This is a genomic window from Streptomyces sp. NPDC005728 (assembly GCF_040630895.1).
Classification (GTDB): Bacteria; Actinomycetota; Actinomycetes; order Streptomycetales; family Streptomycetaceae; genus Streptomyces.
The window spans coordinates 1-11,523 of sequence record NZ_JBEXYL010000167.1 but is presented as its reverse complement, the minus strand read 5'-3'; the positions used below and the strand labels follow the sequence as shown (position 1 = coordinate 11,523).

The following is an 11,523-nucleotide window of genomic DNA, read 5'->3' as shown; positions in this document are numbered from 1 at the left end:
TCCGTTGTAGAGCGAACAGTGATCACGCAGCATCCCGGCGAGCGCACCCTGCTGGCCCACGGTGGGCCGCATGAGGAACTTGTACGCACGGATCAACCAGCCCACCCCCCTTCGGCTCCTGTGCGATCAACATAGAGCAGGCCACTGACACCGCAGCGAACCCCGGCGCTGCGCGCCTCCGGTTCGAGGATGCGTTTCCCTCCCCGGCTGAAGCCGGGGATACCCACGCAAGATCAACGGATGGCGGCGACTGGTATGGCGCGGCGGGCGACGGCACCCCCGACCGGGCTCTTGGAGCCGCGGATGACGAATTGGCGGGAAGGAAGGGGGCGATTTGGGGGCGGCCACCTCGGACGACAACGTCGGGGCCGCCGTAGTGGGAGCCACCACGGTGGTGGCCTACTCGCCCAATTCGCCACCGTTGCCCGCACCGCCGGCGACGAGAACGAGGCCGCCGAGGCGCCCTGGGACGCGCTCACCCCCCGACGAACTCGCCGCGCTCCAGGGCCAGGGCCCGTGGCGGCGTCACGCACCGGTGCCAGGAACACCTCGGAATCGGATCGGAAGCGGTTGGCGGGTACCGGCGGAAGTGTCCGGGGTGGTCTCGTGGACAGCGGTGGGGCCTGGCGAAGCGGCGCGAGGCGCGGATGGCGGGATGATGCCGCGAAGGGGGAGCGGAGAGATGTGGAGCAGCCCGCCGGCCCGGGGGGCGCGTCTGAGCCCCCGCCCGGCCCCACCTTCGCCGTCAGTCCGCCGCGCGCAGGCTGAGCACCAGGTCCTGGAAGCGGTTCTCCACCAGGGTCAGGTCGGTCTGGGCCAACTCCTGGGGCCGGATGACGATCCGGAGTTCGGGCGTCAGAGCGGGGTGGCGGCGGCAGGCGTCGATGAACGAGTCCACGATCAGGGCGACCAGCTGGCCCCGGTCCATATCGGTGACACGGGCCAGCCCGGAGCCGATGAGCGGGACGGCGACCGGCTTGAACAGGCCGTGCACCGCCACCGAGGCCCACAGGTTCTCCAGACTCAGCCGCAGATCACGGTGGTTGGACCTGGCCACCAGATCGTTGCCGATCCGCGAATAGGCGGTGGCGAACACCCGGCGGCCGTTGATAGGCACCACCACGGTTGTGCCCACCGGATAACGTACCCGCCGGCCCAGAGGTTTGGCCCGTACGCTCTCTGTGCCCACCACCTTCACCGTGCGCAGACCCGCCCGCAGTCTGTCGTCCAGCAGGCGCCGCCGCCCGGCGAACAGCCGGTCAACGAGCTGACTCTGCAGGCTCTCACGGCTGATCACGAGATCTTCGGCGGTCTCCGTGTCGAAGGTGTCGGAGAACCCGATCACCAGGTTGGAGTCCGTCTGGTCGAACAAGTCGCCGCGCACCAGCACCACATCCGCACGCTGGCCGGGCAACGGGACTCGGTGCCGCAGCAGTTCGGCCCCGTGCCGGGCGCGCAGCTCCGCGCGCAGCGCGTCGAGGACACGCGCGGCCTCGGCGTCGTCGGGATGCTCGTGGGCGATCAGTTCGGCGACCGGCAGCGCGAGTTCGGGCCGTCCCAAGTCGGTCTGCACGCGGACCAGTTCACGACGGGCGGAGTCCTGAAGGGCGGTCAGGCGGTGTACGAAGGGCACCGCGAACCCCTCGCCGTTGACCTCGGCCAGCGGCCGGCCGCGCACCAGGGACAGCGCCTCGGTCAGCCGGTGCGCGGCGGTGGCCGGCGGCGCGAGCAGGGCGCCGCTGACGATCGCGGTGAACCGCGCGCTGTCCAGTTCCTCGGGCCGCAGCGCCAGACGGTAGGCGGTCTCCGGGCCCCGCACGGTGACCTGCTGTTCGGTGCGCAGGACATGCGTTCCCGCGCTGTCCTGACCGGGGGCCAGCGCCCGCCGCAGCTCCAGGACCCGTTTCTGGACCTCGTTGCGGTTGCGCTGGTCCAGATGGCGTGGCTCGTCCGCGAGTCCCCATACGTCGCGGCGCAGTTGCCGCACCGGCACCGCCTCGCCTTCGGCCGCCACCAGACGGACCAGCAGCCGTACGGTCAGCGGCGTCAGCCGGACCGGAATCCCATCGACTTCGAGCTGGACCGGGCCCAGTACCTTCACCTGGATACGCGCTCTCGCACCGGCCATCCGCGTCGCCCCCCGGCGGTTGTGCGTCACTCTGCGTCAGCCATAGTGACCGGCAGGTTATCATGATGCCTTGGGGAAACCATGCGTTCGGGTGATTCCGGCGGTCTGGACCCGATGGACCCGATACGCTCCCCGGACGCCTCCCAGCCACGCCCCCTGCCGCGCCCGCGTCTGCCACGTGGCACGCGGCGCGCCCGGCAGGTTTTCCTACGCGACACGATGATGGCGTTCGGCGGGCTGTCCGCCGTGCTTCAGGTCGTGGGCCCGTTCGTGCCGCACAGCGGTTCCGGTGCGGTGGTCGGGCTGTCGGTGGGGGCGTGCCTGGGCTGGGGGCTGCTACGGGCCTGTCCGGCGGCCCGGGTACGGCAGGTGTTCCGGCGGCCCGACATGACGGTGGTTGTCGAGACGGGCGACGTGTTCGACCAGCCGGCCCACCTCGTCGTCGGGTTCTGCGACACCTTCGACACCCTGTCGGCCGGCGGCCGGGTCATCAACGGCGACAGCGTGCAGGCGCAACTGCTGGACCGCGGATACGGCGGCGACGTACACCGCCTGGATGCGGAGCTGAGCGCGGCGCTCGCCTCGGCCGAGCCAGTCGCGCGGGAGGAGCGGGCGGACAAGCCGCTCGGAAAGCTCGACCGCTACCCGGTCGGCACGGTGGCGGTGCTGGGCACCCGGCCGCGGCTGGTGTTCGGCGTGGCCTACAGCCGGATCGGCAACGACTATGTGGCCTCCTCCGGCGTGGAGGACCTGTGGCGGGGCCTGGGCGGACTGTGGGACGCGTTGCGCGCGCACGCCCAACTGGAGCGTGTGGCCATGCCGTTGGTCGGCTCCGGGCTGGCGCGGCTCGGCTATCTCGACCGGGACAGCCTGCTCCGGCTGATCCTGATGTCCTTCGTGGCCCGCTCCCGGGAGGGTGCGATCTGCCGTGAACTGCGCGTGGTCATACGGCCCGAGGAACTGGAGAACGTCAACATGCGCGAGCTGGCCGCTTTCCTGGACGCCCTGGCGTCGGGCCCGGACCGGTAGCGTACGTACAAAACCGAATGCGTACCTACACAAGTTGACGCCGCACGAAGGGGGCGGAAGGCCCGTGGCCTCCAGCCCCCTCGCACCGTCCGTCAGGCCAGTCGGCGATAAGCCGCCAGATTCCTGAAGTACGAGGTGTCACGCCAGTCCGGCCGGGTGTCGTCGAGGTCGCACTCGGCTCCCTTGAGCCGTTCGACGATCTTCGAGACGGCGGTCTCGGAGCCGTCGAAGTGGATCACGTTGCGGCCCGCGAGGTCCGCGGCGGGCCGCACCTGGCCGACCTCCACGATGATCGTCCGCTCCGGGTAGGCCATCAGCGCCATGCCGAGCTCGATCAGCACGTTCTGGCGAGGCTGGCCGGTCAACTGGGTCTCGTAGGGATGCTCTTTGTCGCCCAGCAGGTTCGGATGGAGCTTGGCGACGTCGTCCGGGGTGAGCAGCACGAGCGCCGCCTGCGCCTGCGACAGCGCCTTCTCGATGACCGCGCCGAGGAACGGCGCGGTCCCCCCGGTGGCCCGTACCAGCCGCTCCCACTCCAGCGGGCGCAGGTCGAGCCGGCGCAGCAGCCCGAACATCGCCGTGCGGACCTCCTCGTCGCGGCCGTGCACGACGAAAACGCTGCGGCTGCGGCCGTAGTCCGCGCGCGCCGCCTCCTGCTCGGCGGACGGCCGGGGCTGCTGCGGGGTGTTGTAGACGTTGTACCCGAAGCCGCTGTTCTCGCCGCCGAAGACGTTCTGGTTGTTGTCGCCGAAGGTGTGGCCCTGGCTCATGGTCACTTCCCTGTCTTTCCCGATGAACCGCCGTTCGGCGGCTGGTAGTTGTAGCCGAAGTCGCTGTTCTGGCCGCCGAAGACGTTCTGGCTGTTGTCGCCCAGCAGGATGTTGGTCTGCGCGCGGTCGTGCTCGGCGAGGTCCACGTCGTGCTCGTCGAGGAACGCGCGGACGTTCTGGAGCAGACGGCGCTCGATGACCTGCATGTACTTCACCGCGTCGGACTGCTGGAAGAAGTGGTGGTAGGTCTCGCTGGTGGCCAGTTCCCTGACGCTGGTCAGCGCGCCGCAGTTGAGCCAGCGGTTGGCGTAGCGGCCGAGCCGGAACTCGCTGGTGTCCGTCACCCGGTCCGCCAGGAACGCCGCGGCAGTGGCCCGCCTGGCTTTCCTGGCCCGCCAGGGCCGGATCCACTGGACAGCCCACGTCGGCAGGAACCGCTCCGGAACCAGCCGCAGCGGCAGCAGCCACAGAGCCACCCACCAGCGCACCAAGGTCGTGAACATGTCCCACACCACCCGCACCGCCAGTCGCCAGTCGATGGCGCCGGGCAGCTGGTCCACGAGATGGAAGTCCTCCACGAGCGGCCCGAGCACATAGGTGTAGAACTCGGTGTGCAGCGTGTTGCCCTTGATGTCGAACCCGACAAAGACCGAGGTCACCAGCTCCTCGTTCCACGACCCGACGCGCACGCACAGGTATTCGCGGGCCGCGTCGTAGTCCTCCCGCCAGTGGATGCCTGGCAGGTCGTCCATGCTGGGCAGTTCGGACCAGCCGACGCCGGTGGAGCGGTCGTTGGTGCGGATCGCGGTGGTGTAGCGGCGCTGCTCGACGGTCAGCCCGTCGATCCGCTCGTCGGGGCGGGCCTCGTCGCGCAGATCGGCGGTCATCCGGGCGGCGACCTGGCTGGTGATCTCGTGCACGGTGAACGGGATGACCCGCCTGCGCTCGATGGTGTCGAGGTCGGGCGGTGACCCGTCCTCGCTCTTGCGCGCCATGATCCGGGTCTTCGGGGAGCCGAGCAGCAACTGCGCGTTGGACCAGTCGCGCAGCGGCAGGCCCGCGCCGACGAAGGGCCGGTAGCCGCCGTAGAAGACCAGTCCGCTGCGGCTGGCCTGCTCGTGGTCGATCTTGCGGCCGAGTTCGGCGGTCAGCTGGGTGTGCGACGGGCAGGCGCCGTCGAAGCCGCCGTCCGGGCCGCTCTCCCTCAGCCGGGTCATCAGGATGTGCAGGGTGACGATCCGGCGCAGGTAGGCCGCCGCCCACGGCACCCAGCACAGCACGATGACGCCGAGGAACGGGTTGAGCACCCCGTTGCTCAGCAGCAGGAGGACCGTGACCGCCGCGCCGGCCGTGATCCCCCACTGGATGCGGCGCAGCCGGCGCGCGGCGAGGGCGTGGGCGAGGACCGACACGGCGTCGTAGCCGTAGGAGGGCGCGACGACCCGGAAACGCCTGTGGAGCAGTTCCCGGATGACGGTGCGCCGGTAGCCGGGATCGAGGTAGGTGCCCGCTGAAAGCAGCCGGGTGGCCCTGGTGCACGCGTACTCGCGATGCTCCTGCGGCTCCTGCGGCGCCGGGCCGCGAGGATGGGCGTGAAGTGCCTGTGTTGCCATGGTGATTCAGCGCTCCGCTCATGCGGACGCACCCCTCCGGGCACGCCCGGGTGGGTGTCAGTCGTTCTTGGTGGCCGTGCCGCTGGTGATCACGCCGCCGTGGACGGTGTAGGTGGCGTCGTACGAGTGCGTCGTGCCGTCCGTCTGAAGGGCCTCGATGGTCAGCCGCACCTTGGCGCCCGTCACGGACACGATGCCGATGGTGTCCCGCTCGGTGGTGACGTAGCCCGAGACGAAGCTGTCGTAGCTGGAGTCGAGGTTCTTGCCGCCGAGGGCCCAGGCGGTCTGGTAGTCGCGGGCGTCGATCGCCGCGAAGTAGGCGGTGACGACATCGCGCGGTCCGCCGGTCGCGCTCACGGTCGGGGCGCTGGCAGCGGTGTCCGTCGGGTTGGCGTAGCCGCCGTCCCTGTAGCCGTCTGTCGCGGTCGCCTCGGGAGTGCTGTAGGCGTCCGGTGTACTGGTGTCGTCGTACGGCCATGAGGGCGCCGTCGTCGCGGCCGCCTGGGTCGGCTGGTCAGCTGTGCCTCCGCTGTCCGAGCCCGAGGTGCCCGAGCCGTAGTAGCCCGAGCCCGAGCCTGAACCCGCATCGCCGGCCAGGCCGCCGATCAGGGCCACGATCACGGCGAACAGCAGGGGCGTGGCGATGACCACGAGCCCCCAGGTACGGGCGGGGCCGCCCGGCGGTATCAGCCCCGGGGCGCGGTAGGAGGGCGGCGCGCGGTGGGTGGACAGCGGGTCGGGACGCTCGGCGGGCGGCGTCAGCCCTGGGTGGGTCATGGGGTTCTCCAGCGGTCACGGCAGTGCACCGCGCCCGCCCCGGCCGCCCTCGCGGCGGTCCGTACGCTACGTGCGTACGCGACGGGTCCGCCGTGGGCCAGCGGTGAACAGGGGGGCGCGGAAAGGCGGTTGACGCCTCCGATGCGACCAGCGCCGCCGCTTCCGTGGCCAGAACCGATCTGCTTCCGATCCGCTTCCGGCCCGCTCCGGAGCCGTTCGGGCCGTCTGGCCCGGCGTCCGCGCCCCAGGCGTAGAAGAACTCCCCGCCCGCCGCCGTGACGTCACCGGATCCGGCCATCGACTCCCGTACGCCCCCTGCAGGGGGTTGATTCACCGCGCCCGGGGCCGGTGGTGTGAAGTTCGGTCGTGTTGCCCAAACGGTGGTAGACCGGCCTCAGGTCCAGGGTCGACTTCATCGTGCGGAAGGTGCGTTCGGCTTCCAACAAGTTCTTGCAGCCGAGCGCCGCGTCCTCGGCGGACAGGTCGGGATCGCTGGTGGCCAGCAGGTATGCCGTCGAGGCGGGTGTCGGCGGCGACCTTCGGACGCAACCCAGGCGCCGGCATCCACGGGCACGGCATCGCCCCGGACGTCTGCCCTGCCGCCGCTGAGCCCAGATGACGACCTTGCCCCAAACCCTCCGGGCAGGGAGCTGCAAAAGCGGCTCGCGACGGAGACGGCAGGTCCTGCGACCCGGCTGCTGGCTCAGCTCCTGCGACGTCCGCCGCCGGGGACTCGCGGCGCAAGGGTCTGGCCGGGGAGCGACGTGTGGGCGGCATCGCCCGACACCGACAGGCCTGGCTCGCGGCCTGAACACCATCAGGCACCAAGGAGCCTGCGGCCGTTGTGGCTTCGCAAGTGCGGTCCGTTGCCGTCCAATGCAATCCCGAGCAGGCTCGCTCTCCGCTGACCGCGGTCTCGTACGTCGGTGGGTACGGTCGAGCGCGTGGGCGCCGACTCGTCGGCCTCTTCGTCTGCATGTACTACGGAGCCCTCCGCCGCGCTGAGGCTGTCGGCCTGACCGCGGCAGACCTGAGGCTGCCGGAGGCCGGCCGGGGGACAGCGCTGCTGAACCGGACGCGCCCCAGTGTCGGCAAGCAGTGGACTGATTCCGGGGAAACCCATGACGACCGAGGCCTCAAGAACCGGCCGGCGGAAGAAGCGCGCCTCGTGCCGGTTCCTCCCCAGCTGGTCGCCCTTTTGCGGCAGCACCTCAACACGTTCGGTACCGCTCAGGACGGGCGCCTTTTCACGAACGAGCGTGGGGGAGTGGTCGGCTCTTCGTACTCGCGCGTGTGGCAGGAGGCCCGAACGCTGGCGCTCCCGCCGCCCGCGGTTGCCTCGCCCGTTGCTGCCCGGCCATACGACCTCCGGCACTCGGCACTGTCGACGTGGCTCAAATCCGGCGTGGACCCGACAGAGGTCGCCGAACGTGCGGGCAACAGTGTTGAGGTGCTGCTGAGCCGCTACGCCAAATGCATTGATGGTCGGCAGGAAATCGCCAACCGCAAGATCGAAGAGTTGTTGCGCGAATACGAATGACGAGGCACATAGCCATTTGCCCCTGGTCCACGTGCGGGCCGGGGACTTCGCTGTGTCCTGGCTGCAGGGAGTCGGCGGCTGGTCGACGTCCGGGGATCACCAAATTCTTGGTCATGTGCCCACCGGAAAACTGTCTGCGGTATGAGCTCACTGAGCGGGGAAGGTGAGCCGCAGAACGATCTCGCCGTCGTCGATCTCCCCGGTGGGCTCGAACCCGAACTTCTGGTAGAAGGGCCACGGTTCGCCGTCGCCGGGATCGTAGCTGGTCAGCAGCTCGGTGGCGCCGTCCGCGCGAACCAGGGCGGCGATCTGGGTGAGCGTCTCTCGGCCGATCCCTCGTCTCTGGTGCCGCTTGTCGACGAGGAGGCGCCAGATGAAGTGTCGCCCTTCGTAAGGACCAGCCGGCGGCTTCCACGACAGCATCACGAAGCCGACTGGCTCGTCGCCGATGTACACGGCGCGGTACCAGGGATTGGTCTCTGGTTTCTTTGTCGCCTCCTTGAGCGACTTGGACACGGAGGCGACGAACTGCTTCTGGTCGCGTCGGACGCGGAGGGCACGGACGGCATCCCGGTTGTCGTCGGTGATCTCGCGCAGGTGCACGCCTGGGGACCTCATGCCACACGCCTTCCTGCATCCGGCGGCTGCGCCGTCCGGGCCGACGTGAAGAGCCGCCGCCGTGCGGCAGTGCACGCAATATCAAGGACGTCGAGTGGGACGTCTTCGCAGCGTATTCGACGCAGCGGATCTGGGGCGGGACTGGCACGCCGGGCTGTGTCCGCTCCGAGACGGCTGCTCTGACCTGGGCAGACGCTTCAAGATCCTTTCCGCGAATAGTCCACAGACCGCGTCATAGAGCCGCTTCGAGCGGCATACGGCTGCACATACGCGAAGACCCCGGCCTCGGGGTTCTCGCTGGTGACGGGGTCTTTGAGCACCTCATACAGGGTGCCTCCGGCAGGATTCGAACCCGCGCACACGGCTCCGGAGTGATTGCGCTGATCACCCTGTATAGGTCTCTGACCTGCGGCGGAGTTCGTCAGAGGGCGTCAGCGGCTCAGACTGTGTCGGAGGTGTGTCGGGCACCCATCGTGCGTAGGACGCGACCCCCTGCCGAAACGTGTCAGCGCTTGAAAGAGTTCTTGGTCCTCTCCTTCGCGTCCCCCATCTTGCCCTGCGCTTCGAGAGCGTCCTTGTGTACCGCGTGGGCCGCCTTTCGTAAGGTCTTTCCGACAATCTGTTCGGCCTTTGCCTTGGCTTTCTCTCCGGCACTCATCTCAGTACCTCCGCGCTCACTGGCCGAGTGCCCTTGAGGCAGGGGTCGAAGGTCAGCCAGCCCGCGATCAGCACTGCGAAGACAATCCAACGGCTCTCCAGGCGTGCACGGTTTGCCGCCATAAGCCTGGAATCTGGTATGTCGCCGCCGGGCACTCATGCGTCACCCGACGCGTTGGCCTACATGTGACATGGCGCCGTTGAGACAGCATCGACCGGTTGTCACCGACTGCTGTCCGATTAACGATCCGTTCATGCACCTCAGAACCATGAAGCGGACCCTGCTCGTGCTGGGTCTGAGCACGGCCCTCGCCGGAGCCACGGCCCTGCCCGCCACGGCCGGCACGGGCACCGCGAACACCGCCACCGCGACTCAGTGGCAGCCGATGGGCCCCAACGCCAGCGGCGGCCATCTCGCGTTCACCCCGGCTATGCCGTCCCGCGTCTACGTGCTGCCCGACCGGGGCATGCGCATCGACCGGAGCGACGACCACGGTATGACGTGGCAGCCGCAGGCCAAGTTCGGAATTCCCAATGGTGTGGGAATGCGGCTGGCGGCCGATCCCCACGACCCCGACGTCGTCTATGTGGCGGGAAGGGCACTGGGCAGTGGACAGGGCTTCCTGCTGCGCAGCGACGACGGCGCCCGGACGTTCCATACCGTGGTGGACAGCCCCACCGAAATCTCCGATGTCGCGGTGTCGCCTTCAGGACGGTACGTCTTCGCGGCCGGTGACGCAGGGGTCTTCGTCAGTTCGGACCACGGCCTGAACTGGCAGCAGGTCCCCGGCTCACCGAGCGGAGCGACCCGGCTCGCACTCGATGACCACGACCTGTTCGTCGGCACCGGCAAGGGGATCCACCTCATCGAGGACGCACTCGGGAACGCCGGACCGGCGCAGAAGCTGCCGACGCCCCGTGATCTCTCGGTGGATCACCTGTCGGCCCAAGGGTCGGTCCTGGTGGCCTCGAACATCTTTCAGGGCACGGTGTTCTCCACAGACCATGGCCGCAACTGGACCCAGCTGAACGGGCCTTGGGGGGAGCAGGACGCGATCCTCTACACCGGGCTGACCGCGACCGGCGAGCTCCAGGTGCAGACGGTCGCGGGGGCGGCCGACGGATCGGGCGCGAAGAACCTGTGGGTGAGCCGCGATCTCGGCCGGACGTGGACCCCCAAGCCGGCAGCGACCAAAACGCTCGACGCCTACACCGACACCGGCAGCTTCCCGGACCGACCGCAAGAGCAGGTCATCGCGGCTGCCGCAGGGATCTACACGACTTCGAACTCGGTTCGCTTCCGGCGCATCGGCGCGCCTGACGCCGAGGTCGACTCGCTGGCTGTCTCGGGCTCCGCCCTCATCGCCGGCACGGCCACCACGGGCAGCTACCGTTCCACGGCACCCCTGACCAAGAACCTTCAGCAGGGCTACCAGGAATGGGGGTGGACAGGGCAGCGTATCGACACCATCGGCAACCAAATCGAAGCGCTGGCTACCGTACCGGGCGAGAAGGGAGGGGTGCTGAGGACGCGCGGCGGCCTTTGCATGACCGACTGCTTCGCCTTGGAGCGCTCAACCGACGGCGGGGCCACCTGGCGGACGCTGGCCCAGGTCCCCGGCGGGGCGTCATTCTCGGTGGCCGTCGACCCCCGTGATACGTCGAAGATCTACGCCGCGTCCACGTTCCCGGCCGTAGGCGTGTATGCCAGCCAGGACGGCGGTGCGACCTTCCAATTGCACCAGTTCCAGGAGCTGCAGGGCGTGGCGTCGGTTGCCGTCGACCGCCGGGCCGACGGTGGTTTGTGGATCGGTGATGTGACCGGCCTCTACCACAGCACCGATTCCGGCTCGACCGGGGTCAAGGTGTTCGACGGGCAGGTCAACCGGGTTGCGGTCGACCCCACCGATCCCAACCACATCGTGGTCGTCGGGGACGGCATGATCAAGGTGAGCCACGACGGCGGCGCATCGTTCAGCGACGCTACGGGAATTCCCGAACTGACCTACGACGACGTCGCCTTCGCCCCGGACGGGACGCTGTTCGCTGGGTCGCGCGACCTGTCCGAGCCTGGTCAGGGCGTGTTCCGCAGCGACGACGGTGGCAGCCACTGGAGCAACCGTGTCTCCGAGCAGCTCCTCGACCCTGACGTGCACTCGGTGCTGGTCTCTCCCGACGGTCACTGGCTGTTCGCGGGCACAGGGAGCGGCGTGTACCGGCTGCTGCTGAGCTGACGTACCCCGCGACCATCGAGCGCGCCGGGCCCCTGGCTCTGATGCACCATCGGGTGACATCTTGACCTGCCCCACCATTTGGGCTCCAGGCTCGGTGGCTAACCGGCAGCCGGGATGGTGTCGTTCTCGGAGAGTAGTTCGTACTCGATGGGGGTGC

8 protein-coding genes and 2 pseudogenes are annotated in these 11,523 nt (G+C 69.1%); 3 read left to right on the top strand and 7 right to left on the bottom strand.

Annotation, left to right across the window (positions count from 1 at the left end; genetic code table 11):
• Nucleotides 1-96 (bottom strand): annotated as a pseudogene (locus ABZ471_RS45445) (RNA-guided endonuclease TnpB family protein); the annotation flags it as partial.
• Nucleotides 97-745: 649 nt separating this feature from the next.
• The gene (locus ABZ471_RS45440) at nucleotides 746-2,128 is read right to left on the bottom strand and encodes a macro domain-containing protein (RefSeq protein WP_359075033.1); all 1,383 of its coding nucleotides are present in this window, start codon (nucleotides 2,126-2,128) and stop codon (nucleotides 746-748) included.
• Between the two features lie 81 nt (nucleotides 2,129-2,209).
• On the opposite strand from ABZ471_RS45440, the gene ABZ471_RS45435 reads away from it, so the two are divergent.
• Nucleotides 2,210-3,157, top strand: a complete 948-nt coding sequence (locus ABZ471_RS45435; RefSeq protein WP_359075032.1) for a macro domain-containing protein — start codon at nucleotides 2,210-2,212, stop codon at nucleotides 3,155-3,157.
• 92 nt (nucleotides 3,158-3,249) lie between these two features.
• Here the strand turns inward: ABZ471_RS45435 and ABZ471_RS45430 are convergent, their stop codons facing one another.
• From ABZ471_RS45430 to ABZ471_RS45420, 3 genes are read right to left on the bottom strand one after another with little or no spacing between them, the layout of a single operon-like run.
• A complete protein-coding gene (locus ABZ471_RS45430) occupies nucleotides 3,250-3,927 on the bottom strand; it encodes a nucleotide-binding protein (RefSeq protein WP_359075031.1) in 678 nt (225 codons plus the stop codon).
• Nucleotides 3,928-3,929: 2 nt separating this feature from the next.
• Nucleotides 3,930-5,540: a hypothetical protein gene (locus ABZ471_RS45425; protein ID WP_359075030.1), complete on the bottom strand. Its 1,611-nt coding sequence runs from the start codon at nucleotides 5,538-5,540 to the stop codon at nucleotides 3,930-3,932.
• A 57-nt stretch (nucleotides 5,541-5,597) separates the two neighbouring features.
• Nucleotides 5,598-6,317, bottom strand: a complete 720-nt coding sequence (locus ABZ471_RS45420) for a hypothetical protein (RefSeq protein ID WP_359075029.1) — start codon at nucleotides 6,315-6,317, stop codon at nucleotides 5,598-5,600.
• A gap of 880 nt (nucleotides 6,318-7,197) precedes the next feature.
• Here ABZ471_RS45420 and ABZ471_RS45415 point away from each other — a divergent pair.
• Nucleotides 7,198-7,857 (top strand): annotated as a pseudogene (locus ABZ471_RS45415) (site-specific integrase); the annotation flags it as partial.
• 147 nt (nucleotides 7,858-8,004) lie between these two features.
• Here ABZ471_RS45415 and ABZ471_RS45410 read toward each other — a convergent pair.
• Nucleotides 8,005-8,475 carry a GNAT family N-acetyltransferase gene (locus ABZ471_RS45410; protein ID WP_359075028.1) on the bottom strand — a complete coding sequence of 157 codons (471 nt, stop codon included), beginning with the start codon at nucleotides 8,473-8,475 and terminating at the stop codon, nucleotides 8,005-8,007.
• 505 nt (nucleotides 8,476-8,980) lie between these two features.
• Complete coding sequence (locus tag ABZ471_RS45405; protein WP_359075027.1) at nucleotides 8,981-9,133, bottom strand: hypothetical protein; 153 nt, start codon at nucleotides 9,131-9,133, stop codon at nucleotides 8,981-8,983.
• 268 nt (nucleotides 9,134-9,401) lie between these two features.
• Here ABZ471_RS45405 and ABZ471_RS45400 point away from each other — a divergent pair, with 268 nt between their 5' ends.
• A complete protein-coding gene (locus ABZ471_RS45400) occupies nucleotides 9,402-11,366 on the top strand; it encodes a hypothetical protein (RefSeq protein ID WP_359075026.1) in 1,965 nt (654 codons plus the stop codon).
• The last annotated feature ends 157 nt before the right edge of the window (nucleotides 11,367-11,523 follow it).

What these genes read in the sequence shown, in the direction of transcription:
- ABZ471_RS45405 (WP_359075027.1), bottom strand. Translation starts at nt 9,133, where the DNA reads ATGAGTGCCGGAGAGAAAGCCAAGGCAAAGGCCGAACAGATTGTCGGA.
- ABZ471_RS45440 (WP_359075033.1), bottom strand. Translation starts at nt 2,128, where the DNA reads ATGGCCGGTGCGAGAGCGCGTATCCAGGTGAAGGTACTGGGCCCGGTC.
- ABZ471_RS45430 (WP_359075031.1), bottom strand. Translation starts at nt 3,927, where the DNA reads ATGAGCCAGGGCCACACCTTCGGCGACAACAACCAGAACGTCTTCGGC.
- ABZ471_RS45400 (WP_359075026.1), top strand. Translation starts at nt 9,402, where the DNA reads ATGAAGCGGACCCTGCTCGTGCTGGGTCTGAGCACGGCCCTCGCCGGA.
- ABZ471_RS45420 (WP_359075029.1), bottom strand. Translation starts at nt 6,317, where the DNA reads ATGACCCACCCAGGGCTGACGCCGCCCGCCGAGCGTCCCGACCCGCTG.
- ABZ471_RS45410 (WP_359075028.1), bottom strand. Translation starts at nt 8,475, where the DNA reads ATGAGGTCCCCAGGCGTGCACCTGCGCGAGATCACCGACGACAACCGG.
- ABZ471_RS45435 (WP_359075032.1), top strand. Translation starts at nt 2,210, where the DNA reads ATGCGTTCGGGTGATTCCGGCGGTCTGGACCCGATGGACCCGATACGC.
- ABZ471_RS45425 (WP_359075030.1), bottom strand. Translation starts at nt 5,540, where the DNA reads ATGGCAACACAGGCACTTCACGCCCATCCTCGCGGCCCGGCGCCGCAG.